The sequence below is a fragment of the candidate division TA06 bacterium genome (genome assembly GCA_016235665.1).
Taxonomy (GTDB): Bacteria; Edwardsbacteria; AC1; order AC1; family EtOH8; genus UBA5202.
This window is the reverse complement of the sequence record JACRJI010000008.1, coordinates 419,298-444,188: the sequence shown is the minus strand read 5'-3', so window position 1 is coordinate 444,188 and position 24,891 is coordinate 419,298. Positions and strand designations below refer to the sequence as shown.

The window sequence follows — 24,891 nt, the reverse complement described above, 5'->3', positions numbered from 1 at the left end:
ATGAAGACCATGATCATGGTCCCGACCTACAACGAGGCCCAGAACCTGGAGCGGCTGACCAGCCAGATATTCAGCTTTTCTCCCGGGGTGGACATCCTGGTGGTGGACGACAATTCCCCCGACGGCACCGGGAGGATCGCCGATGAACTGGCGGCCCAAAACCCCAGAGTCCACGTGTTGCACCGCACCAAGATCCGGGGACGGGGGCTGGCGGGCATCGCCGGCCTGCGCTATGCCCTGAACTGGGGGGCCGAGGCGGTGGTGGAGATGGACGCTGATTTTTCGCACGACCCAAAATACCTTCCGGCCCTGCTTGACGGCCTGGATCAGGCCGACGTGGTGCTGGGCTCCCGCTTTGTGCCGGGCGGTGCCGATGTGGGACGGGGCTGGATGCGCCATGCCATCACGGTCTTTGCCAACTGGTACATCCGCCGGGTACTGGGCATCAGTATCCGCGACTGCACTTCAGGTTACCGTGCCTTCAAACGGGCAGTGCTGGAAACCGTGGATGTGGACACCCTGATCTCCCGGGGGCCGGCCATCGTGCAGGAACTATTATACAGCAGCCTGCTTTCCGGTTTCAGGGTCAAGGAGATCCCAATAGTGTTCATTGACCGGCAGCGGGGCACATCCACCTTCAATTTTAAGATAATGTACGAAGGTTTTGTGATGATCCCGGTGCTGAGATATCTGGCCCGGACCGAAAAATGGGGCGGCCCTAAATGACGGGAAGACCCCTGCCCGAAAATAAATACTGGAACCAGGTCGCCGATTCAGTTGAAGGATATTATCTGCTTCCAGTGCTGGCCCGGTATAAGACGGGTGAGTATCGGAACCTTTTATCGCGCTGGGGGCTGGGAAAAAAAGGAAGGATACTCTATACCGACCTGTACGAGGCGGCTCTGGGCGACCCCGGACTATTTGTATATCCGGACAGTATCTCGGAAGTTTTCGGAATGGACATTTCTTCCGGGATATGCCGGAAATCGCAGGCCAGACTGACGGAAGCGGGGAAAAATGTTAGGATCATCTGCAGTGATGCCCGTTTCCTGGCTTGCCAGGATGAAACCTTTGATCTGATTGTTTCACCTTCTACCTTTGACCATTTTCCTGAGATTGAAAAAGCCATCAACGAATGTTATCGTGTCTTAAAGCCGGGAGGCCGTTTGGTGCTGGCACTCAACTCCGGCAGTAATCCTTTCTTCAAATTGGGTGTAAGGCTGGCCGAACGTTTTAAGAAAAAAGAATACCAGACCGGCTATTTTTACAGGGCCGGCCAGGTCAGGTCGCTTTTAACCAATGCCGGGTTCGCCAACGGCCGTCAGACAGGGGTCATGCACGTTCCTGTCGGAGCTGTTACCATTATGGAATGGCTGGCCAAACATAACGCTCCGGCCAGTCTGGCAAGAACCTTCATCAGTTTGTTCAGCCTGCTGGGCCGCCTGCCTCATCCCTGGCCTCTTTTCACCGGGTGGTGGATTGCAACCGAGGGGGTCAAGCCCGGCAGGCCGGCTTGATGTGTCCTGCTGATACGATTCAAGGGTTCAAGGATACGATACTGGTGTGGGACCACCGCTCATTCGTCCGGTAAGATCAAAAACAAGATCAGACTGCAAGCATAAATGAGAAGCCTCAAACAGAAATTCGCCATGGCCATCAGCATAATGGTGGTGGTGATCCTGCTGGTAAATGCCATAGCCACGGTGTTCACCAGGAGCAGGTATTTGAAATCAGAGATAGAGGCCAATGTCGGTTCGTTTGCCAGCCTGACGGTTTCCCAGATCGGACAAAGCTTCGAAAGATATTATGGCCGGGATCAAAGCAGATTGCGGGAGCAGGTAATTGGGTTGATCAGGCATAACCAGCATATGGAATCCATACAGATCATCAATACCGAAGGGATGGTGCTTTTTGACTCAGCCCTTCCGGAGGCTCCTTCTAATGAGTGGCCAGCGCCATTCGCAGCCGGCCAACAAACAGCTCAGCGGGCCAAGCTCAGGGAATCATCCCAGCAAAAAGCCAAATTGGCTGGTGACACCGAGGGGCTGGATATAATGGTGCCTTATTATGATGAAGGAGGGGATCACAGGATATCTGTCCGTTATCTATCAAACTACAGGTCACTGGGGCAGTTGATCTACAGCATTTTAGGGCAGGTGATCCTTTTGACACTTCTGTTTGTGGTCGTTGGGATATTACTGGCTTTTCTGACTGCCAAGGCCATCACTGATCCCATAACAAGATTGGCCCTGACCATCAGGCAGGTGGGAAAGGGCAATATCGGCCAGCAGGTGGAGATCAACACAAGGGATGAGCTTGGCGAACTAGCCGATGATTTCAACCTGATGTCTCAGCAGCTCAAGGAAAACATGGAGGCCTTGTCCGAGTCCTACGAAAAACTGTACCAGGCCAACCTCAGTTTAAGGGAACTGGACAAGCTTAAAAGCCAGTTTATAGCCAATGTTTCACATGAACTAAAATCACCCTTGACCGCAATCGTCGGTTATACCGAGTATCTGCTGGATGGTAAAATGGGGCCTATCAGCCAGCCACAGCAAAAGGGTCTGGAGGTGATCCGCCGCAACTTAAAAAAGCTCACTCATCAGATCGTGGAACTGGTGGACATCACCAGCATCGAGGCCGGGCACCTGGCGCTTAATGAGACCGTATTCGAGATCAAACCGCTGCTGGAAGAAGCGGCCGCCAACTACCGGGCCGAGGCTTACAAAAAAAAGTTGAAGATTCTTACTTCTTCTCCGGCCAATATCAGGGTCAGGGCCGACCGCGACCGCATCATCCAGGTGCTGGACAACCTGGTGGAGAACGCCCTGAAATTCAGCCAGTCCGGCAGCATCACTTTATGTGCCGAGGCCTTTTCCCCAAAGGTTTTGATCACGGTCAGCGATACCGGGGCCGGCATCCCGGCCGAATTCCTGCCCCGGATCTTCGACCGCTTTTACCAGGTGGACGGATCATCCACCCGCAAATACGGGGGGGTGGGGCTGGGGCTTTCCATCGTCAAGGCGATAGTGGAAGCTCATGGCGACAAGATCGAGGTCGAAAGCAGGCTGGGTGGAGGAACATCCTTCAGTTTTAAGTTACCGGTACCGGAGTAACAAATTTCTCTTATAATATCAACCACAACCCAAAGGAGGGTTTATGAACGGCAAGAACAATCACAAGGTCAAGATCATGGTGATAGACGATGAAGAGGACATTCTGGACATGGTCAAGCTGATCCTGGAGGAGGCCGGGTATGCCGTGCTGCCGATGCTTTCCGGCCACGAGGCCCTGCAGCTGATCTACCGGGAAAGGCCCAGCCTGATCCTTTTGGACATCATGATGCCCGACCTGGACGGGCTGGAGCTTCTGAAGATACTCAAGATCGAGGAAACGACCGCCGGGATCCCGGTGGTGATGCTGACCGCCAAGGTGGAGGCCCGGGACAAGATGGCGGCCTTAAGGGACAAGGCGGCGGACTACATCTGCAAGCCTTTTCAGCCCCAGGACCTGGTGGACAGGGTAAAAGCCGTGCTGGGAAAGGGGAAATGACCTCCAGACAGTCATTTTGATCCCCGGGCTTTCAGCAATAAAAACGATGGTCTTTTGGTTAATACGCTTCGTTCATCTTGACTTTTACCCCTTAAATCTGCTAAAATTACAAATTGTTATTTGATCCCTTGACCCACCAAACTCGGGACGCTTGTTTCAGGATGAATAACCAAGTGGCAAAAGGGCCTGCCACCGTAGCTCAGTTGGTAGAGCAGCGGTTTTGTAAACCGCTGGTCGGGGGTTCAAGTCCCTTCGGTGGCTCCATTGATACATAGAAGATCCTAACCATTGAAGACGGGAAGGTGAGCGCGAAAATGCAGGGTAATATCTCATCTTCTGAACTTCTCAATTTCTACAAAATTTTGGCATACATTATTGGTGAGGTTCCCGAGTGGTCAAAGGGAACAGACTGTAAATCTGTCGGCGAAGCCTTCGGAGGTTCAAATCCTCCCCTCACCACCACTTTGCAAATTTTCAATTCCTAATTTCTAAATCCTAATTTTAGTGTTTAGGAATTAGGTTTTTGAGTTTAATATATGCGGGTGTAGCACAACGGTTAGTGCTCCTGCCTTCCAAGCAGGATACGACGGTTCAATTCCGTTCACCCGCTCCATTTTTTAAGGCGTTCTGGCGATCCCAAAAGGGTCATCAGGGCGCCTTTATCTTTTTGCCCGACCGGTCCCAAAAACAACCATAAATACGGGTTTTATTTGATTGCAAAACTCAATCCGCTATGATAAAATTAACCTTTTAGTATGCATAACTCCAACTTACATAAAATATTGCCTCTGGTGCAGAGGCCGGGACGTTACACCGATAACGAACTGAATTCCATCCACAAAAACTGGGACCAGGCGCAAGTAAAGATCGCCCTGGCCTATCCCGACCTTTACGAGATCGGGATGTCCGGCCTGGGGCTGGCCATCCTGTATTCGGTGGTCAACCGGCTTCCGCAGGCATTGGCCGACCGCAGCTACCTGCCCTGGCCGGACATGGAAGAGGCCATGCGCAAACAGGGGATCCCGCTGTTCGGATGGGAGACCCGGCGCCAGCTTAAGGAATTCGATGTCCTGGGAATCACCCTGCAGACCGAGCTGTGCTATGCCGGGGTGCTGAACCTGCTGGACCTGGCCGGCCTGCCGCTGTATTCCGACCAGCGGCAAGAGGACCATCCCCTGGTGATCGGGGGCGGCTCCTGCTGCGCCAACCCGGCGCCGCTGTCAAAATATTTTGATGCCTTCGTGATCGGAGACGGCGAGGATGCCATCGTTGACATCTGCGGGCAGTTGCAGGAAGCCAAGGCGAAAAACGAAAGCAGAAGGCAGAAAATCGAAAGGCTCTCCCGCATCTCCGGGGTATATGTCCCAGTCATACATAACAAAACTTCGGTCAGGATACGGGCCAGGCACATCTCCTCATTGGACATCAAGGATGCCGCCCACCCGCCGCTGGTGCCGCTGGTGGAGGTGACCCATGACCGGCTGACGGTGGAGATCGCCCGGGGATGCACCCGGGGCTGCCGTTTCTGCCAGGCCGGGATGGTCTACCGCCCCCGGCTGGTAAGGTCTGAAGACGAGGTGGTGAAGCTGGCCAAAGAGGGCATCGCCAAAAGCGGCTGGGACGAGGTCTCGCTGCTTTCGCTTTCCTCCGGAGATTACCCGGATCTTTTGGGGCTCCTGCAGAAACTTAACGGTTGTTTTTCCAATTCCAAAGTGGCCATCTCCCTGCCGTCCCTAAGGCTGGATTCCTTTGACGGGGAGATGATAGAGGCCCTGAAAAAGGTGAAGAAGACCGGCCTGACCTTTGCCCCCGAGGCCGGCAGCCAGCGTCTGAGGGATGTGATCAACAAGGGGATCAGCCAGGATGAGCTGCTGCGGGTGATAGCCCTGGCCAAAAAAGAGGGCTGGATGCAGGTCAAGCTGTATTTCATGATCGGCCTGCCCACCGAGACCGAAGAGGATCTGAAGGAACTTTGCGACCTCTGCCACCAAGCCTCTAAACTGGGTGTCAGCCTGAAAGTGGCGGTCTCGCCCTTCGTGCCCAAGGCCCAGACCCCGTTCCAGTGGGAGGCCCAGGACAGCTGGGAGACGCTGTGCCGGAAGATAGACCTTCTGTCCCGGGGCCTCAAGTCCCACAAGGTCCAGATGAAATGGCACGACCTGCGATCCTCCAAGCTGGAGGGACTGCTGGCCCGGGGCGGCAGCGAAACCGCGGCCCTGATAGAAAAGGCCTGGCAGAAGGGGGCCAGGCTGGACCAGTGGAGCGAGCATTTCGTCTGGGGCCGGTGGGAGGAGTCCCTGAAAGAACTCGGTCTCAATCTCGACGAACTGTGCCGGGCCAGGACCGCCGAGGAAACATTGCCCTGGGATAACATCGATTACGGGGTCTCCAAGAAATTCCTGCTGCAGGAAAAGCAGAAGGCCTACCAGGAACAGATCACCTCTGACTGCCGGGAGCAGGGCTGCCACGGCTGCGGAGCGGACTGCGGGACGCAGGGAACAGGGATCAGGGAACAGATATCAGGGGGCAGGGGACTGGAGACAGGGGACAGCTTAAAGCATAAAGCTGTCAGCTTGCAGCTTGCAGACGGTTTCGGGCGCAGCGCCAAGAAGATGGCCGGGCCGGCCCCGCTGGCCAGGACCAAGTTTCGCCTGCGTTATACCAAGGGCCCCGAGCTTCGCTTCATCTCCCATCTGGACCTGATGCGGGCCTGGCTGAGGGCCGTCAGCCGGGCGGAGCTGCCGGTGGCCTTCTCCCAGGGCTTTTCCCCGCATCCCAAAATTGCTTTCGGCCCGCCGCTGGCCTTGGGGCTGACCACCAGCGCAGATTACATGGACATTCAGCTGGACCGGCCCCTTTCTGAGGACATCGGACTGCTGCTGAACAAGCACCTGCCGCCGGGGTTGAAGATACTGGAATCCAAGCCGATCTTCGGCAACGCCAAATCCATCACCGAGCTGTGCGATGCCGCCGAATACCGGGTGCAAGGCGATCCGGACTTTGATACCAAAACCGCGGTCCGGAAGGCCAGAGAAATCCTGGACGGCAAAAAGCCCTGGCTGGTCAATGTCCTGCGCAAGGACCAGCACAAGGAACTGGACCTGGCTCCCCAGATACTGGACCTCTCGGACGAGGCCGGTTCTCTTAAGATCAAAATGCGGCTGGTGGAGGGCGGGGTCAAGCTGAACGAGGCCCTGGCGGTGATGCTGGACCTGCAGGAGGGAAAGGTCAAGCAGCTGCTGATCGAGCGGACGGGGATGTACCACATCACGCCCCGGGAGATGCTAAGCCCCATGCGCTTTGTGTAGGGTTGGGCACCGACCTAACCCCCATCCCCTTCCCGATGCGGGAAGGGGTGAAGTGATTGAATCCGGGAAATCATGTTAATCCTGTCAAAAAATCTACAGATATAGTTACAAATTGCGGAACATCAAACTTCTACTAGAATACGACGGCACTTCCTTCGCCGGGTGGCAGGTCCAGCCGGAGCAGCGCACGGTGCAGGGGGTGCTGGAGTCGGCCCTGTCCCAGATGACCGGGGAGAAGGTCTCGCTGATCGGCTCGGGCCGCACCGACGCCGGGGTCCATGCTTCGGGCCAGGTGGCCAATTTCAAAACGGAGAAGGACATTCCCTTAAAAGCCTTCAACGAGGGCCTGAACGCCCTGCTGCCAAAGGACGTGGCGGTGCTTCAGGCCGAAGAGGCCGACCCTGAATTTCATTCCCGCTTCGGAGCCAAGAGCAGGCTGTACCGTTACCAGATCATCACCCGGCGCTCGCCCCTGCTGGAGCGCTATGCCTGGAGGATCCTCTATCCGCTGAACCGGGATGTTTTGCCGGAATTGTGCAATGTAATACTGGGAAAACACGATTTCACCGCCTTCGCCTCGGCCCAGGCTGAAGTGGACAATTTCAATGTGAACGTGACCCGGGCCGGCTGGAAGGATTACGGGGGCGTGCTCAGTTTTGAGATCCTGGCCGACCGCTTTCTGCACAACATGGTCCGGATCCTGGTGGGAACAATGATGGACACAGCCCGGGGGCGCCTTAAGCCGGAGGATATGAAGAGAATACTGGAGTCCAGGGACCGGACCCTGGCCGGCAAGACCGCCCCGGCCTGCGGGCTGTGTTTGGTGAAGGTGGAGTATTGAGGTTGTTTTAAATGAAAAAAGCAATATTTTTATCCAGCTTATTTTGCTTGATCTTGCGAGGTCCTGCAATCGGTCAACAAGCTGGGATTGTCAGTTTTGCAGACAGCTCTCGTCTCAAGACTGATCTTTATGCTGTCACAACGCCGCAATTCAGGAATTACGCAAATGTAAAAGTTCTAAACCAGGTGGCTGAATACATCAGCAGAGAGTTGGCAATGGCAGCTGATACCGTATGCTACCAGACGTATAAGGCAAACGGAGTTGAATATAAAAATGTCATAGGCACCATAGGGCCTAAAGACGCACCAAGGATAATCGTCGGCGCCCATTACGACGTCGCAGGCAACCAGCCTGGAGCTGATGATAACGCCAGCGGAGTGGCGGGATTGCTGGAACTGGCCCGGCTGCTTTCTAAAGATACACTGAAATTCCGGATGGATTTTGTAGCTTATACGCTGGAAGAACCTCCATTCTTTCGTACGGAATACATGGGCAGTTATGTTCATGCCAAGTCCCTTCGGGATTCTAACGTCCAAGTGAAAGGCATGGTCTGCCTTGAGATGATAGGATATTTTAGCGATGCCCCTGGATCACAAACATATCCGCTGGGGCTGCTGAAACTTTTTTACGGCGGGAAAGGCGACTATATAACAGTGGTCGGAAAAACGGGAAGCGGCAAGTTCGCAAAGCAGTTAACGAAGTTGATGAAGAAAAATAGTATTGTTAAAACCAGATCGTTCAAAGGGCCTGTAAAGCTTGCGGGTGTTGATTTCTCAGACCATTTAAATTACTGGAAACTGGGCTTTGATGCGGTAATGATCACAAACACGGCTTTTTACCGGAATCGAAACTATCATGAAAGCACTGATGCATTGGAAACACTTGATATAAAAAGGATGACGGCTGTCGTTGATGAGTTGTATATTAGCCTGAAAGAAATGAATGAATTGAATACAGCAATACACGATAAACTGTTATTTTAGGGCCATGATCAAAAGCATCAAAGGCGGCAAATCCTGGCCGCACAAACATTTTCTCTTTGACCAGCCGATCGAAGCATTGACGGCCCCCAAGTCCCTGGCCATCACATTATGGCATGGGGGGCGGGCAATCGTGGTCAAGGGCGACCAGCTCGAGGCCAATGCGCAGGTGGGCTTCGATAATACCGGACTGCCGGTGTTCACCGGGCTGGCCGGCAGGGTGACCGGCGTGGCTGATTTTCCGGACCTGGTGGCCCGGCCCAAGAACTTTGATTTCCCCCGGACCACGGTGTTCATAGAGACCGAGCCGGAGCAGCCCGCCCGGGAGCCGGCCTTCGAACCCTGCCCCCGGTTCTGGAAACTTTCCCAGGCCGAACTGTCCGACCGGGTCTTTAAGGCCGGGGTGGCCGATCTGCGCAATGATGACCTGGAGAAGTATCTGATCTTCGACGGGCTGGACCTGGAGCCGCCGCTGTCAACCAATGTCCGGCTGCTTAAGGAAAGGCCGGAGCAATTGATCGAAGGCATGCGGATCGTGATGCAGATACACGGCTCCACCCGGGCCAGACTGGTGCTGTCATCCCGGATGAAGGCGCTGAACGCCGATCTCAAGTCTCTGCTGGCCAGCGCGGTCAACATCTCCATCGAAAAGGTCGAACCGAAATATCCCCAGCAGAACGGAAAACTTGTCAGGCAGACCGTCTATGGGAGCCAATCCGCGGCCGTTTACGGGATGGAGGCCCTGCTTAATGTCAGGCAGGCGGTGGTGCTGGGCCAGCCGCTGGCCACCAAGTTCTGCACACTGTGCGATGACACCAAAGGCAAAAAAAGCTTGGCCGAGGTTTACATCGGAGCCAGCGCCGCCGAAACGCTAAACTTAAGGCCCCAGGATTACTCCAGCCTGAAGCTTATAACCGGCGGCCTGCTGAGCGGGACCTGCCATTACAGCATCCAGCTGCCGGTGGACCGGAACACTGCCGGACTGATGTTCTACCGCAACCAGGCTCCCAGGGAAAACCATCCCTGCATCAACTGCGGGCAGTGCCTGTCCATCTGTCCGGCGAGGCTGGCCCCGGCCCGGATATTTCCCCTGGTCCGCGACGGACAGAACCAGGAACTGGCCCGGCAAAAACCGGAGAACTGCCTGGAATGCGGACTCTGCACCTTTATCTGCCCCAGCGGGCTGCTGCTGTCTCATCAGATCAAAGTGGGAAAAATGATACTGGAGGGCAAACTGTGATGCTGAATGTTTCCATGCCTCCCCATATCACCAGCCGCTATCGTCTGAAACCGTTGAATATCCGCAGGCTGGCGGCCATAGCCCCCCTGGTCTTCTCCGCCCTCTATCTTTTCGGGACGGGTTTCCTGTATTGCCTGCTGGCCGGGCTGGCCGGTTCAGTGATCCTGCCGCTGATCGTAAAAAAATGGCGCCGCAATTTTCTGGACCTGGCCGAAGCTTCCTTTACCGCTTCCATAATAGCCCTGCTGATGCCTGCCGGTGTTGATTGGTATTATCCGCTTTTGGCCGGGATCGTTATCTCGGGAGCCAGGGCCCTTCTTTCGGAAAAGGACCGGCTGGCGCCGGTGAATTTCATGGCCCTGACCTTTGCTTTGTTCGTGCTGGCTACCCCGGAAGGCCTGGCTCCGGTCTATCACTGGTCCGCCAACAGCGGAGGCTGGGCCAAGGGGAATTTTTACTTCATGACCGGCTGGCTGCCATTGGCCCTCAGTCTGGTTATGCTCCTGTTGCTGACCGGGAGGCTTTACAAGGTTAGAATCCTGTTGCTGGCATTGCTGTCGGCCGGTGCGGTGTTATCATTGAACAGCCAAATGACCGGCGTCCCCCCGATGGGAACGATCAACCTGGCCGGACTGCAGGCCCTGCTTTTCCTGTCCGGGATACTGGCTAGTGACAATCACCATACGCCGCTTACCGGTTGGGGGCAGACGCTCTACGGGCTTTTGACCGGGACGGTCTTTGCGCTGTTCGCCATGAAAGGCCTGCTTTACCAGGGTCTGATATTCCCGGCGCTGACCGCCAGCCTGTTCACTCCTTTCCTGGACTGCCTGTTCACCGGGGGGTATCGCAGGGCAAAGACATAAAATTGTCGGGCCTGGGGGGTAAATTACAAAGTAAATAAATAGGAAATGGGAAATTGCGACCCTTAGCCCAGCCCTTAAGGGCTGGGCTAAGGAAAAAATCCAGCATTATGAATTGACAACCGCAGGGGAAATTGGTAGAATTAAAATCCATAACTATTTATATAACAACAAATTAAATTATTGTTTACACGGAGGACAAATCAATGGCAGACACAGCGGCAGAAAAATCAAAAGCTTTGGATCTGGCTCTTTCTCAGATAGAAAAGCAGTTCGGAAAAGGCTCGATAATGAAACTGGGCTCCAACTCAGCGGTGGTGCCGGTGGAGGTGATACCAACAGGGTCCATCTCGCTGGACGCGGCCCTGGGTGTGGGCGGAGTGCCCCGGGGCAGGATCGTGGAGATATACGGCCCGGAGGCCTCGGGCAAGACCACCCTGGCGCTGTCCATAGTGGCCCAGGCCCAGAAGCTGGGCGGCACCGCCGCCTACATCGACGCCGAGCACGCCATGGACCCCAAGTACGCCAAGGCTCTGGGCGTGGACATCGACAATCTGCTGGTGGCCCAGCCCGACACCGGCGAGGAGGCTTTGGAGATCACCGAGACCCTGATCCGCTCCAACGCCATGGACGTGATAGTCATTGACTCGGTGGCGGCCCTGGTGCCCAAGGCCGAGATCGAGGGTGACATGGGCGACAGCCACATGGGCCTGCAGGCCCGGCTGATGTCCCAGGCTTTGCGCAAGATCACGGCGGTGGCCAACCGCTCCAAGACCTGCATCATCTTCATCAACCAGATCCGGATGAAGATCGGGGTGATGTTCGGCAACCCCGAGACCACTCCCGGCGGCTTGGCCCTCAAGTTCCATGCCTCGGTGCGGATGGACATCCGCCGGATCGAGGCCATCAAGCAGGGCGAGGTCAACATCGGCAACCGGGTGCGGGTGAAGGTGCTCAAGAACAAGATGGCCTCGCCCTTCCGCAACGCCGAGTTCGAGATCATCTTCGGCCAGGGCATCAGCTACATCGGCGACCTGCTTGACCTGGCGGTGGAGAACAACATCATCGAGAAGAGCGGCACCTGGTTCTCCTTCCGGGGCGAGCGGCTGGGACAGGGCCGGGAGAACGTCCGGGAGATGCTGAAGACCAACGCCGACCTTCTGGCCAGCCTGGACCAGGAGGTCAAGGCCAAGCTGGGGATCGTCCAGGCCGTCAAGTCGGAGGGACCCAAGGAAGCCCGGGAGCCGGCCAAGGAAGAGGAGAAGGAGAAGGGCAAACGGGGGAGAAAGTAACTTCATAATTTAAATTGCAAAATTTAAATTGCAAAACCTGATAACCTGTATACAGTGTCTTTTGCCGGAGAGCGCGCCGGGCATCAGCTTCGATTATTCTGGCGTCTGCAACTACTGCCGGACATACAAGAAGACAGAGCTTAACGGCGAGGAAGCCCTGCTGAGGATAATTGACCGCCAGCGCCATCGGGGCGGCAGGTACCAGTGCCTGGTGCCCTTGAGCGGAGGCCGCGACAGCACCTTTGCTCTGTTGAAAATGTCCTGTGACTACGGACTGAATGTCCTGGCGGTCAATTACCAGAACCCGTTCACAGCGCCCGAAGCCGTCCGGAACATCCGGCAGGCCACCGAAAAGTTGGGGGTGGAGCTGGTGAGCTTCGGTCTAAAGCCGGGTTTGCACCAACTGACTCTTAAAAAGAACCTGGAGGCCTGGCTCAAAAGGCCTTCCGCGGCGCTGGTGCCCATCATCTGCAGCGCCTGCCACAACATGTGGCTGCCGATCATGCGGATCGCCAAAAAACACGGCATCCACTGCATAGTAACCGGGCGCAATCCCTACGAAGAGGTCTCTTTCAAGCGCCGCCTGCTGGGGGTCAGCCCCGATGAGGACATCAGGAACGTCTATCTCAAGAACATCGGGGGGATCGTCAAGGAGGCGGCCAAGAACCTGTCCTATTTTTCGCCCCAAACCCTGCCGGTGATGATCAAGGGGCATTTCTTCGGCAGTCCCTATGCTTTGGGTACCAGTATCTACGGCCGCGGTATCGAGATGGCTGACCTGTTCTTTTACCTGCCCTGGAGCGAGAACGAGGTGATGTCCCGGATCCAGAACGAACTGGGATGGCAAAGTCCCAAAGAGCAGGGCAACACCTGGCGCTTCGACTGCCGGGTCTCGCACCTGCGGGACCTGATGTACTAAAAGACCATTGGCATGACCGAGCGCCAGGAACTTTACGCCCGGCTGATCCGCGAAGGGTTGGTATCCAAGGAAACTATCCAGGATCGGCTGGTCACGGAGAATGCGATCCATTACGATAAGATCGAAGCCCTGCTGGATGAAGCAGGGATCAGGGACAGAACATTGTTAAGTCAAGTTACTTAATACGACGGAGTAGACAAAATGAATTTCTCTTTAGGGGATTTTGTCAGCACTACACTAATTACAATTGGTGGGGTAAGCGCTGTAGTTTTTGGTTTAGCTACTTGGTTGGGTAAAGTATGGGCAGAGAGAATATTAACAACAGAGAAACATAAAATAGAAATGGATTTTGAAAAGGTTAAACAAATTTATTTAAAAGAAATTGAGGAATATAAAACAAATTTGGAAAGGTTAAAGGCATATTTCCCAAAATACTCAGAAAATCAATTTAAGATTTATCAAGAAATCTGGCTTGAGTTATTAAAACTAAAGCGTAGTGCTGATAGTTTGTGGGAACATGCTGATAGAAACGTATTGGAAAAATTCATTAAACAGATTGAGGATACAAAGAATAAATTAGAAGAATATTCGCTACTTATTGAGAATAAGCATTACGATGAACTGTTTAGTATAATAAATGATTTGCAAAATTATAGTGACAATAAAGGACAAATAATTAAAATAAGAACTACAAATCTTATTACATCATTAACAGAGGAAAATACGAAAAATAGTTGGTTCATTAAAGCATTGAATAAAAATCAGATAGAGCGTCTTATTGAAAGTAATAAGGCATTGAAAAATAGATACGAAGTATTAATTAATCAAATACGTGATGAGTTTCGTGAACAAATAAAGGGGTCACAATAAAACAGTAATTGTAATAGGTGTCACCATGCCCATCATAGAAATAAAGGCCCTGCCCCAGAAGCCGGAGGTCAACATCTCCGATACGCTGAAGACCATCTGCGTGCGGCTGGCCGACAAGATGGGGCTGCAGCCCAAGCAGGTCTGGGCCACCTGGACCACCATCGAGCCCGGCTGCTATCTGGAAGGCGAGGTCCAGGCCAGGGTCCAGCCCTACGGCACCCATCCGCCGCTGGTGAACATGCTGGCCTTTGAGGGCAAAAGCGACAGCGAGATAGAGACGGCCATGCTGACCATCGCCGAGGAACTGGCCAAGCATCTGCAGATAGACCCGGAGAACATCTTCATCAAGTACGACGAGACCAGGTCCGGCCGGGTCTTCACCGGCGGGACGACCATCATCAAGACCAAGCACGGGAAATGAGATCTTGTCAATCGTGAAACGTGAATTGTGAATTGTGCTTTGGTGATGGAGCTCTTTGATGTTTAGAAAATATAGTAAAGCAGTGAACTCAACCCCCGGCCCCTTCTCTTTAAAAGAGAAGGGGAACAAGGGGATGAGTTCCAAAGAAAATGTTAACCCCAAGGCCTACGCCCTGCGGCTGATAGAGCTGAAGCCCCGCAGCGTCCATGAGATCAGGGACAAGCTGGCCAAGAAGGGCATAGATAAGGCCGAGATCGAAGCGGTTATCTTGGACATGGAAACCATCGGCCTTTTGGACGACGTGAAATTCGCCCGGGACTGGATCGAGAACCGCCAGCATTTTAGGCCCATGGGGGTCATCCGCCTGCGGCAGGAGCTCTTTGTCAAGGGGATAGACCGGGAGATCGTTGACCAGGCCATCTCTGATTACAAAAGCAACGCGGACGAGTTGCCTGCGGCCCTGAACCTGGCCCGGAGAAAGCTGAAGCTGTACCGCAAGCTTGACGCCGAGGCCGCCAAACGCCGTTTAGCGGGGTTTCTGGCCCGGAGGGGGTACGAGGTTTCGATAGTGTCAAAAGTGCTGAAGGAACTGCTGAAAGAAAATATTTTAGAATGAACAAAATCTATCCTAATGACGCACGTGATTTAATAAAATAGGTAATATGAAGAAAACACTAACTTGCCTAACAATCCTTACATTGTTTGCTGCTGTGGCATACGCTACTAACACATATAAGGGTTTTGAAAAAAATGAATTTGCTTTCAATGTAAAAGAAGTATATGACTTTCGTACTGAGACATATTATTCAGCTAGCTATGCGGTCAGTAATAAATATGAAATGGGTGTTGGCTATGCGAAAAATCCGGGCTACGATAATAGCAGCAATATTTTTGATTCAGATATAAATTTTCACTTTTTCCCTAAGAGAAAATTTGATCTTTATTTGGGAAGTGGTTTGTCGTATTATAGAGTAAAAGGAGTTGGTTATTCGATTGATGATACATTGCATATAAATCCAACAATACATAATTCTGATTACATTGGTGGGTTACTCTCCTTTGGAATAAATTATTGGTTTATTAAAAATATTTCTTTGGGCGTAGAAATTAAAAATCGTTTTCTATCGGGTCTCGATAAAGATAACTATTCGGCTAAAATAATGGGTTGTGGATTTTTAGGCATAAAAGTTGCCTTTTGAATGATGCATACTACCATTTTAGACTGGCTCAATAAAATTACCACAGCGCGTGACGCCGACGCCGATTCTGTCGAGCGCTACACTCCGGGCGAGGAGATCACCAACGCCATCCTGCACGGGGTGGGGCTGGGCCTGGCCCTGGCGGCCCTGGCGGTGCTGGTGGTGATGGCCAGTCTTTCCGGGAACGCCTGGCACATAGTCAGCTTCAGCATCTACGGCGCCACCTTGGTGCTGCTGTATTTGTCTTCCACGCTGTACCACAGCTTTTACGCCGGCAGGGCCAAGCGGCTGTTCAGGGTCTTCGACCACTCGTCCATCTTCCTGCTGATAGCCGGAACCTACACGCCCATCACCCTGATCGCCCTGCGGGGCCGGCTGGGCTGGACGGTATTCGGCGTGGTGTGGGGTATCGCTGTTTTGGGCATAGTGGGCAAGGCCTTCTGGACGCACAAATTCGTGTTCATGTCCACCCTGTTGTACATTGCCATGGGCTGGCTGGTGGTGGCGGTGATAAAACCGGTGCTGGAGAACCTGAACACGGTCAGCCTGGTGTTCCTGGGGGTGGGCGGGTTGTTCTACACGCTGGGAACGGTGTTTTACCTGTGGCGCAAATTGAAATACCACCACGCCGTTTGGCACCTGTTCGTGCTGGCCGGGAGCATCTGTCATTTTTTCACGGTGTTGTTCATGTTGCCGAGGTGAATTGGGTTTTGAATGGTTTCGTAGGGGTAATTCATGAATTACCCCCTACAGGGTAATATTTTGTTTTATTATGTAATGTGTATTTACGATCCGTTTAATTATGTCTATCAACAACCCCAGATTCCACCGCCGGTCCATTCGTCTGCCGGAATACGATTATTCCCAGGAAGGGGTCTATTACATAACCATCTGCGCCCAGGACCGGAAATGTTTGTTCGGGGAAATACGGAACGGCAAAATTGCATTGTCGGAATGCGGCAGGATCGTTGATGATTGGTGGCAACGTATGCCGGAACGGTATTCGGGCGTGATATTGGATGAATATGTGATAATGCCCAACCATATGCATGCGATAATTGTTGTCATTGACGATGCAATCTGTAGGGGCGAGGTCGCCTCGCCCCTGGGGGGTACGGTTGATGGTATAACAAAACCGGGCGATGGGGTTGAAATGCCGGGCGTGGCGATTTCGTCCATGGGGGAATCGGTTGGCGGGATGACAAACCCGGGCGTTGGGATCGAAATACCGGGCGAGGTGACCTCGCCCATGGGTGGTTCGGTTGGTGATGTGATGAACCCGGTTGACGGGATGACAAAACCGGGCGAGGTGACCTCGCCCCTACGGGGGACGGGCAAACACACATTGGGGCAAATATTGGCATTTTACAAATACCAAACGACGAAATCAATTAACGCAATATATAATTCACCGGGCAATAAAATCTGGCAACGTAATTATTGGGAACACGTCATCCGTAACAAAAAATCATTGCACAAAATCCGGGAATACATCCGCAACAATCCATGGCATTGGGCATCGGATGACAAAAACCCGCAACATGTGATGGTTCCATCATACAGGGACAAATAAATATCAAATCATATATCACCATGCAATCATCCAACCAAATACGCCAATCATTCCTGGATTTCTTCAAATCCAAGGGCCACACCATCGTGCCCTCGGCCTCGGTCGTTCCAACCGACGATCCGACCCTGCTGTTCACCAACGCCGGGATGAACCAGTTCAAGAAGATCTTCCTTGGCGCCGAGACCCGCGATTACACGCGGGCGGCCGACAGCCAGAAGGTCTTGCGGGTCTCGGGCAAGCACAACGACCTGGAGGAGGTGGGCAAGGACCATACCCACCACACCTTCTTCGAGATGCTGGGCAACTGGTCCTTTGGCGATTATTACAAGAAGGAGGCCATCGGCTGGGCCTGGGAACTGCTGACCGGGGTCTGGAAACTGCCCCAGGAAAAACTATACGCCACGGTCTACGTCAACGATCAGGAGGCCGAGGGCTTTTGGAAGACCCAGACCGGCATCGACCATTCGCACATCAGCAAGCACGGCGACAAGGACAACTTCTGGGAGATGGGCGAGACCGGACCCTGCGGACCCTGTTCCGAGATCCACATGGACATGGGCCAAGGCACCTGCCCCAAGTCCGGCAAGAACGGGCATGTCTGCGGGATCAACGTGGACGGCTGCGGGCGGTTCGTGGAGATCTGGAACCTGGTGTTCATCCAGTACGACCGGGGCCCGGACGGTACGCTGAAGGACCTGCCCAGCAGGCACGTGGACACCGGAATGGGCTTCGAGCGTCTGGTTAGGGTGCTTCAGGAGAAGGACTCCAACTATTCCACCGACCTGCTGTACCCCATCATCAAACAGACCGAAGAGATATCCGGCAAACGGTACAGTCCCGGACCAGAAGGCATGTCCTTCCGGGTGGTCGCCGACCACATCCGGGCGCTGGTGTTCACCATCGGCGACGGGGTGCTGCCCTCCAACGAGGGCCGGGGCTACGTGATCCGGCGCATCCTGCGGCGGGCGGCCCGGCACGGGCGCCTGCTGGGACTAAAGCAGCCGTTCCTCTACCAGCTGGCCTCCACCGTCATCGGCATCATGGGTCAGGCCTATCCCGACATCAAACAGCGCCACGAGCACATCGCCATGGTCATCAAGACCGAGGAGGAGCGGTTCGGCGAGACACTGGACCTGGGGCTTTCGCTGTTCGAGCAGATCGCGTCAAAACTGAAAACCGCCAAGGACAAGGTGATCTCCGGACCCGACGCCTTCAAACTCTACGACACCTTCGGCTTTCCGCTGGATCTGACCCAGGTGATGGCCGAAGAACAGGGTTTTTCAGTTGACACCGAAGGATTCAAAAAGGCCATGGAGGAACAGCGGGAAAGGGCCCGGGCGGCCCGGGGCGAGGTAAGTTTCACCGCCGCCAAGGAAGTGGATTATCCGGCCTGCATCTTTGTGGGCTATAACAGCCTGGTGCAGAAAACGAAGGTCAACGGTATATACATCAAAGAACTGCCAATCGACCAGGCCGGGAAGGGCCAGACCGTGGACATCACGCTGGAGAACACCCCATTCTATGGCGAGGGCGGCGGCCAGGCCGGCGATATCGGCTTTCTGGAGAATGCCAACTGCCGGATCAAGGTGCTGAACTCTGTAAAAGCCTTCAACGGGTCCACGGTGCATCATGCCGAGGTGGTCTCCGGCTCCATAAAACTCAAGGACGAGGTCACCGCTTCGGTGGACCAGCCGGCCCGCTTAAGCACCGCCCGGCACCACACCGCCACCCATCTTTTGCAGGCGGCCTTGCAGCAGATCGTGGGCAAGCACGTCCAGCAGCAGGGCTCGATGGTCAGCCCGGAGCGCTTGCGCTTCGACTTCACCCATTTCACGGCCCTGGACCGGATGCAGCTGGACGAGGTGGAACACCTGGTCAACCGCAAGATCATGGACAATCTCCCTGTGGCCGACGAGCACATGAAGCTGGCCGAGGCCCAGAAGACAGGAGCCATGGCCTTGTTCGGGGAAAAGTACGGGGAGGAGGTCCGGGTGATCTCCTGCGGCGACTTTTCCAAGGAGCTGTGCGGCGGCACCCACGTCAAGAACAGCGGCGAGCTGGGGCTGTTCAAGATCGTCAAGGAAGAAGCCATCGCCTCCGGGGTGCGCAGGATAGAGGCCGTGGCAGGCGAGGCCGCCTACCGGTTGGTCAAGCAGGACGAACTGCTGGTGGCGGAGATACAGGACAGGCTGAAAGCCAACCGCGATGACATAGTCAAGAAACTGAACGCCCAGATGGAAGAACTGAAGGCGCTGGAGAAATCCAGGAAGGATGCGGCCAGACTGCAACAGGGGAGCCTTATCGAGGGGTTGGTTAAAGAAGTTAAAAAGGTTCAAGAGGTTCAAGTGTTGGTCAAGCTGCTTGATGGTTATTCCCAAGACGACCTGCGGGAGATGGCCGACAAGCTGCGGATCAAACTGCCGGGCGCTGTCATCATCCTGGCCAGCGTGGACGAGGGCAAGTTCGGGTTCACCATCGCGGTGGGCGACGAGCTGGTCAAGGCTAAGAAGTTCACGGCCGGGGACATTGCCAAGAAGATCGCCGCGGCCACCGGCGGCAAGGGCGGAGGGCGTCCCCAGCTGGCCCAGGTAGGCGGCAGGGACGAGGGGAGGCTGAAGGAGCAGATGACGGCAATAGAGGGGCTGTTGTTCTCATAGACTGGATACCAGTGACATTCTGATTAAAGTATTATTTGCCTTGATCGTATCGATGTGGCCCTAAAGTCAAGTTATGGTTTTATGTAGCTTTTAAAGAAGAAGATGAATTTTAAAATTCAAGCAGATGAACTGCCAATAACGGTACAAGAGGCTGTTGGGTTCATAGCGAACCATGCAGTTCTACGAGTTGCTGATGTAAAGTACGACCCTGTGGATAGAACGGTTTCGTTTCCCCTTGATCGCTTTCCAATTAAAGGGAAATCGATTTTCACCGGCACACGTCACACGAAAAATGCAGTGCGATGTCACGTGAGATTCCGCAATGTAATTGAATGTGATATCAATCATAAAGATCAAGAGATGGAAATCGTTCAACTGATTTTTGGTTTCAAGATTACACAGAATGAAATATACCTTTGTTCAGCCGAAGAGAACCAAGGTTTGCCTTGTTTCCAGTTGAGGTGTCAGGTGAACTCCCTTGATATTGAAATAAAAGACGATTGATAAAATACGATTAGAATGATCACCATCCAACAACAAACCTGCGGCCAGTGCGGCCTATGTTCGGGCATGTGCCCGGTGCAGGCCCTGGCACTCCATGCCTGGGGCCTGGAGGTCGACAATAAAAAATGCACCGGTTGCGGGCAGTGCGTTACAGTGTGTCCCACCGGGGCTTTAACCAAAAAGACCTAACCCCCGCCCCCTTCCCGCTGCGGGAAGGGGAGTCATAGGGATTGGGTCAAAGGATTGAAAATGATCTACCAACAACTGCTGAAAACCGCCAAACAAAAGGGCTCCAATTTCCTGGTCCTGCTGGACCCGGACAAGTGCAAGAAACAGGACGCGGCCAAGATCGGCCAGGCCTTGAGCGACGCCGGGGCCGACGGCATCCTGTTCGGCACCAGCCTGCTGATGTCAAATAAGATCGACGATACCATCAAGGCTCTAAAGCAGAATTTCAAGAACCCGGTGATCATATTCCCCGGCAGCGCCTACCAGGTCTCACAGCACGCCGACGCCATCCTGTACCTGTCTTTGGTCTCGGGCCGCAACGCCGAGCTTTTGATCGGCGAGCAGGTCAAGGCCGCTCCCATGCTCAAGGCCTCGGGCCTGGAGGTGATTCCCACCGGCTACATGCTGATAGAATCCGGAAAACTGACCTCGGCGAATTACATGAGCCACACCATGCCCATCCCCCGTGACAAGTCCGATATCGCCATGGCCCACGCCCTGGCCGCCCGGATGCTGGGGATGAAGCTGATCTACATGGACGCCGGCAGCGGGGCCCAGAGCAGCGTTCCAGAAGAAATGATCTCCGGAGTGGCCAAGTATGCCGAACTTCCGGTCGTTGTGGGCGGCGGGATCAAAACGCCCGAAGACGCCGGGGCCAAGGCCCGGGCCGGAGCCGCCGCGGTGGTGGTGGGGAATATTCTGGAGAAGAAGGGGAACATCAAGACGGCGGCGGAGTTCGCCAAAGCAATTCATTATAGGATTAAATAAAGATGTACGACGAAACAATTGCAAAAATAATTGCAAAGCAATACAAAGAAAATCCGTTTGTTGATTTTTCTTCAATTAAGATGAATACGAAAATTGAGGAATTAAATCTAAATTGGCGTGAAAGAGATTTGCCCGAAAACGAACGTACTAAACACGTACATCGGTTGCATCCCTATTTGGGTAAATATATACCACAATTAGTAGAAATATTTTTAAGAAAATATAAACCAAATATTGTGTATGATCCATTTTGTGGTTCCGGTACAACATTAGTTGAAGCGAACGTGTTAGGTGTTGAATCAATAGGCACAGACATCTCGGCTTTTAATGTGCTTCTGTCAAAGGCTAAAACTGACCAATATGATGTCACATTATTTGAAAAGGAAGCGACCGAGTTGATAAAGCTTTTACATGATTATAAAACCAATCAATATAAGTCAAATAGTTTGAATGATATTGTAAACTCTAAAAATGAGTATATTGCAAAATGGTTTGCTCATAACACACAGAAAGAATTATTATATTATTTACATTTAATAAATAAATATAAATACAAGGATTTGTTAAAAGTTATATTATCCAGGTCAGCCCGGTCAGCAAGATTAGTTACGCATTTTGATTTGGATTTCCCTAAAAAACCGCAGACCACACCTTATTATTGCTATAAACATGATAGAACTTGCCAGCCAGTGCAGGAAGCATACAAGTTTTTGGATCGTTATACCATTGATACGATACAAAGAATAAAAGAATTTGATAAAGTTAGGACAAATGCTAAGGTAACTGTATGTCACGATGATTCTAGAACGGTAAAACTCCCCAAAGGAATTGATATGGTGATTACTTCGCCACCATATATAGGATTAATTGATTATCACGAACAACATAAATATGCATATGAGTTGCTGGGGTTAAAAAATAATGAGAAAAGTGAAATTGGGGCAGCAAAAAACGGTCAATCGAATAATGCCAAAATAATGTATATAAAAGGAATAAATGATGTATTATCACACACAAGAAACCATATGAGTAAAGATGGAGTCGCCGTTATTATTATAAATGATAAATATAGTTTGTATAAACCTGAAGATATAGGCTTTAAAGCTATAGGCCGTATTGAAAGACATGTAAATAGAAGAACCGGTAGAAGAAACGGAACATTTTATGAAAGTATACTTATATGGCAAAAAAAGTAAAAGAAGTACAAGAAATGAAAAATGCAATTCAAGCCGTCATTAAAGAAATGATGGACAGAATCATGCACAAAGTATTAGTAGAAGATCCTTTTGTTAGTGAAAAACATAAAGCTGACAAACCGTTGTATGCCGCTTTAGTGCCAGATGAAATATTTAAAGGTTCGCATTTTGAAAGGCGTTTTGTAACACCCTTTGGTAGTGCTTGGGAAAAGTTGGCAATAGTTGCAGCGAATAAAGGCTTGGGTCTTGGTCTGCAAACGCATAGTATAACCGGTAAAGTAAACTCAGAAAGGTTGCGAAGGATACAAGAAGTTCTAAATAAATTGGAGCACTCAGAAAAGGGGAAACAAAAAGTTAGGCCTGATTGGGATAAAGAGTTAGAATATGTCTTGGCTGGGAAAAACAAAAAAATAATACCCACAACGGTTCTTTGTGATGTGTATGCAGAAGATACTATAAAAAACAAAAAATATGCTTTTGAGTTAAAAGCTCCGTTGCCTAATAGCGATCAAACTAAAGTGAGTAAAGAGAAAATTCTAAAATTATATAGCATGTCGCCTATGCAAATAGATGGTGCATTTTATGCTTTACCATATAACCCATATGGCAAAAGAAGCGATTATTCATGGCCCTTTCCTGCAAGGTGGTTTGACATGCAAAATGACGAAGTTGTGTTAATTGGTGATGAGTTTTGGGAAAAGATTGGGGGGGTTGGGACATATAATGCTTTTATACAAGCCGTAAATGAAATTGGGGCAGAATACAAAGATAGAATATATCGTGAATATTTAGGTATAGAACCAATTAAAGAGAATGCTAAAACCGGTCTGTAAGTTTAACTCTCCGTGTTTCCGTGGTAAAGTAATAAATACAAATATAGGAGTCTTCAATGAAGGGAGTCATCTTAGCCGGCGGACTGGGCACCAGGCTGCGCCCGCTAACCAGCATCACCAACAAGCACCTGCTGCCGGTGTACGACAGGCCCATGATCTACTATCCCATCCAGACACTGGTGGAGGCCGGGATCAAGGACATCATGCTGGTGACCGGCGGCAACGCTGCCGGAGATTTCTTAAGGCTTTTGGGCAACGGCGAAGAATTTGGCCTCCAGCACATAAACTACACCTACCAACGGCGCGAGGGAGGGATAGCGGAAGCCCTGGGGCTGTGCCGCCACTTCGTGGGCAATGACAAGGTGGTGGTGATGCTGGGCGACAACATCCTGGACGGATCCATCAAAAAGGCGGTCAGCGATTTTGACAAACAGGAATCGGGAGCCAAGATCTTCCTGAAGACCGTGGATAATCCCAAGGAATACGGGGTGGCCGAGCTCAAAGGCCCGCTGGTTAAGAACATCATAGAGAAACCCAAAAATCCCAAGAGCAATTATGCCGTCATCGGCATCTACATGTATGACGCCCAGGTCTGGAACATCCTGAAAACGCTGAAGCCTTCGGGCCGGGGGGAACTGGAGATCACCGACGTCAACAATGCCTTCATCCAGAAAGGCCACATGACTTACGAGATCATCAAGGGCTGGTGGGGCGACGCCGGGTCATCCATCGAGGACCTGTGGCGGGTCAACCACTACATCGGCCAGAAGGCGGAACGGGCCAAGCGATGATCTTAGTGACCGGGGCCAAGGGGATGCTGGGCACCGACCTCTGCGCCGAGCTCAGCTCCCAGCACCAGGTGACCGGGGTGGACCTGGGCGATTTTGACCTGTCGCACAAGGAGGCGGTGGAGGCCATCGCCGACCTTAACCCCCAACTGGTGGTGCACTGCGCGGCCATGACCAACGTGGACGGCTGCGAGACAGATCCCGACCGGGCCTACCTGGTCAACGGGCTGGGAACCAGGCACGCGGCCCTGGCCTGCCAAAAACTGGACATTCCGATGTTGTACATCAGCACCGACTTCGTGTTCGACGGGACCAAGCGGGAACCTTATTACGAGTGGGACAGCCCCAATCCCCTGGGGCACTACGGCCGATCCAAGCTGGCGGGGGAGGCGGAGGTGCGATCTCTCCTGAACAGGTATTACATCGTCCGCACATCCTGGCTCTACGGCCCCAACGGCAAGAACTTTGTGGCCAGCATCCTTAAAAAGGCCCGGGAGGAAGGCACGGTCAAAGTGGTTGACGACCAGACCGGCTCGCCCACCTACACCCGCGACCTGTGCAATGCCCTGTCAATGCTGGGTCAGAGCAACCTTTACGGGGTCTATCATCTCAGCAATTCCGGCACCTGCAGTTGGCATCAGTTCGCCAAAGCCGCCATGAAGCACGCCGGGGTCAAAACCAATATCATTCCCATCAAGTCTCACGAATATCCCACTCCCACCAAACGGCCGGCCTATTCGGTGCTGAACAATTTCGCCTGGAACAAGGAATTCAAGACGCCTTTAAGGCACTGGGAAGAGGGATTAAAGGATTACATCCGCGAAACCATGCATGTGCAGTGTTAAAAGCTCAATGAACTTTC

General features: G+C 52.7%; 26 protein-coding genes and 3 tRNA genes. All 29 read left to right on the top strand.

Annotated features, from left to right (window positions below; all coding sequences use genetic code 11):
• Positions 1–726: a polyprenol monophosphomannose synthase gene (locus HZA73_04680; GenBank protein MBI5805321.1), complete on the top strand. Its 726-nt coding sequence runs from the start codon at positions 1–3 to the stop codon at positions 724–726.
• The gene (locus HZA73_04675) at positions 723–1,517 is read left to right on the top strand and encodes a class I SAM-dependent methyltransferase (GenBank protein MBI5805320.1); all 795 of its coding nucleotides are present in this window, start codon (positions 723–725) and stop codon (positions 1,515–1,517) included. Before HZA73_04680 ends, HZA73_04675 begins: the two co-directional genes overlap by 4 nt.
• A gap of 105 nt (positions 1,518–1,622) precedes the next feature.
• Entirely contained in the window at positions 1,623–3,116 is a 1,494-nt protein-coding gene (locus tag HZA73_04670; GenBank protein MBI5805319.1) for a HAMP domain-containing histidine kinase, read from the top strand.
• A 43-nt stretch (positions 3,117–3,159) separates the two neighbouring features.
• Positions 3,160–3,552 (top strand): response regulator, encoded by a 393-nt coding sequence (locus HZA73_04665; protein ID MBI5805318.1) that lies wholly within the window; start codon positions 3,160–3,162, stop codon positions 3,550–3,552.
• Positions 3,553–3,740: 188 nt separating this feature from the next.
• Positions 3,741–3,816: transfer RNA gene (locus HZA73_04660), tRNA-Thr, on the top strand.
• A 113-nt stretch (positions 3,817–3,929) separates the two neighbouring features.
• A tRNA-Tyr gene (locus HZA73_04655) sits at positions 3,930–4,014 on the top strand.
• Positions 4,015–4,090: 76 nt separating this feature from the next.
• Positions 4,091–4,165 (top strand) — tRNA-Gly (locus HZA73_04650).
• Between the two features lie 142 nt (positions 4,166–4,307).
• The gene (locus tag HZA73_04645; protein ID MBI5805317.1) at positions 4,308–6,860 is read left to right on the top strand and encodes a TIGR03960 family B12-binding radical SAM protein; all 2,553 of its coding nucleotides are present in this window, start codon (positions 4,308–4,310) and stop codon (positions 6,858–6,860) included.
• Between the two features lie 112 nt (positions 6,861–6,972).
• Complete coding sequence (gene truA, locus HZA73_04640; GenBank protein MBI5805316.1) at positions 6,973–7,701, top strand: tRNA pseudouridine(38-40) synthase TruA; 729 nt, start codon at positions 6,973–6,975, stop codon at positions 7,699–7,701.
• A gap of 11 nt (positions 7,702–7,712) precedes the next feature.
• The gene (locus HZA73_04635) at positions 7,713–8,684 is read left to right on the top strand and encodes a M28 family peptidase (GenBank protein ID MBI5805315.1); all 972 of its coding nucleotides are present in this window, start codon (positions 7,713–7,715) and stop codon (positions 8,682–8,684) included.
• Between the two features lie 4 nt (positions 8,685–8,688).
• The gene (locus HZA73_04630) at positions 8,689–9,921 is read left to right on the top strand and encodes a 4Fe-4S dicluster domain-containing protein (GenBank protein MBI5805314.1); all 1,233 of its coding nucleotides are present in this window, start codon (positions 8,689–8,691) and stop codon (positions 9,919–9,921) included.
• Complete coding sequence (locus HZA73_04625) at positions 9,918–10,784, top strand: RnfABCDGE type electron transport complex subunit D (protein MBI5805313.1); 867 nt, start codon at positions 9,918–9,920, stop codon at positions 10,782–10,784. Before HZA73_04630 ends, HZA73_04625 begins: the two co-directional genes overlap by 4 nt.
• A gap of 203 nt (positions 10,785–10,987) precedes the next feature.
• Positions 10,988–12,073 carry a recombinase RecA gene (recA, locus tag HZA73_04620; protein MBI5805312.1) on the top strand — a complete coding sequence of 362 codons (1,086 nt, stop codon included), beginning with the start codon at positions 10,988–10,990 and terminating at the stop codon, positions 12,071–12,073.
• Positions 12,074–12,101: 28 nt separating this feature from the next.
• Positions 12,102–12,992 (top strand): ATPase, encoded by an 891-nt coding sequence (locus HZA73_04615; GenBank protein MBI5805311.1) that lies wholly within the window; start codon positions 12,102–12,104, stop codon positions 12,990–12,992.
• Positions 12,993–13,004: 12 nt separating this feature from the next.
• The gene (locus HZA73_04610; protein ID MBI5805310.1) at positions 13,005–13,175 is read left to right on the top strand and encodes a hypothetical protein; all 171 of its coding nucleotides are present in this window, start codon (positions 13,005–13,007) and stop codon (positions 13,173–13,175) included.
• A gap of 18 nt (positions 13,176–13,193) precedes the next feature.
• Complete coding sequence (locus tag HZA73_04605) at positions 13,194–13,862, top strand: hypothetical protein (protein MBI5805309.1); 669 nt, start codon at positions 13,194–13,196, stop codon at positions 13,860–13,862.
• Positions 13,863–13,887: 25 nt separating this feature from the next.
• The gene (locus HZA73_04600; protein MBI5805308.1) at positions 13,888–14,283 is read left to right on the top strand and encodes a hypothetical protein; all 396 of its coding nucleotides are present in this window, start codon (positions 13,888–13,890) and stop codon (positions 14,281–14,283) included.
• Between the two features lie 133 nt (positions 14,284–14,416).
• Positions 14,417–14,899, top strand: a complete 483-nt coding sequence (locus HZA73_04595) for a regulatory protein RecX (protein MBI5805307.1) — start codon at positions 14,417–14,419, stop codon at positions 14,897–14,899.
• A 46-nt stretch (positions 14,900–14,945) separates the two neighbouring features.
• Positions 14,946–15,482: a hypothetical protein gene (locus tag HZA73_04590; GenBank protein ID MBI5805306.1), complete on the top strand. Its 537-nt coding sequence runs from the start codon at positions 14,946–14,948 to the stop codon at positions 15,480–15,482.
• Between the two features lie 3 nt (positions 15,483–15,485).
• Complete coding sequence (locus HZA73_04585) at positions 15,486–16,184, top strand: hemolysin III family protein (protein ID MBI5805305.1); 699 nt, start codon at positions 15,486–15,488, stop codon at positions 16,182–16,184.
• A 100-nt stretch (positions 16,185–16,284) separates the two neighbouring features.
• Positions 16,285–17,055 (top strand): hypothetical protein, encoded by a 771-nt coding sequence (locus HZA73_04580; protein MBI5805304.1) that lies wholly within the window; start codon positions 16,285–16,287, stop codon positions 17,053–17,055.
• Positions 17,056–17,075: 20 nt separating this feature from the next.
• Complete coding sequence (gene alaS, locus HZA73_04575; protein ID MBI5805303.1) at positions 17,076–19,712, top strand: alanine--tRNA ligase; 2,637 nt, start codon at positions 17,076–17,078, stop codon at positions 19,710–19,712.
• Positions 19,713–19,814: 102 nt separating this feature from the next.
• Positions 19,815–20,216: a hypothetical protein gene (locus HZA73_04570; GenBank protein ID MBI5805302.1), complete on the top strand. Its 402-nt coding sequence runs from the start codon at positions 19,815–19,817 to the stop codon at positions 20,214–20,216.
• Positions 20,217–20,231: 15 nt separating this feature from the next.
• On the top strand, positions 20,232–20,405 hold the full coding sequence (locus HZA73_04565; protein ID MBI5805301.1) for a 4Fe-4S binding protein: 174 nt from the start codon (positions 20,232–20,234) through the stop codon (positions 20,403–20,405).
• 60 nt (positions 20,406–20,465) lie between these two features.
• Entirely contained in the window at positions 20,466–21,212 is a 747-nt protein-coding gene (locus tag HZA73_04560; GenBank protein MBI5805300.1) for a geranylgeranylglyceryl/heptaprenylglyceryl phosphate synthase, read from the top strand.
• Between the two features lie 80 nt (positions 21,213–21,292).
• Positions 21,293–22,408, top strand: coding sequence for a class I SAM-dependent methyltransferase (locus tag HZA73_04555; protein ID MBI5805299.1), 1,116 nt, complete (start codon positions 21,293–21,295; stop codon positions 22,406–22,408).
• Positions 22,393–23,241 (top strand): TdeIII family type II restriction endonuclease, encoded by an 849-nt coding sequence (locus HZA73_04550; protein ID MBI5805298.1) that lies wholly within the window; start codon positions 22,393–22,395, stop codon positions 23,239–23,241. Before HZA73_04555 ends, HZA73_04550 begins: the two co-directional genes overlap by 16 nt.
• A 56-nt stretch (positions 23,242–23,297) precedes the next feature.
• Entirely contained in the window at positions 23,298–24,032 is a 735-nt protein-coding gene (locus HZA73_04545; GenBank protein ID MBI5805297.1) for an NTP transferase domain-containing protein, read from the top strand.
• On the top strand, positions 24,029–24,874 hold the full coding sequence (gene rfbD / locus HZA73_04540; GenBank protein ID MBI5805296.1) for a dTDP-4-dehydrorhamnose reductase: 846 nt from the start codon (positions 24,029–24,031) through the stop codon (positions 24,872–24,874). The genes HZA73_04545 and rfbD overlap by 4 nt, the downstream gene beginning before the upstream one ends.
• Positions 24,875–24,891: the final 17 nt, after the last annotated feature.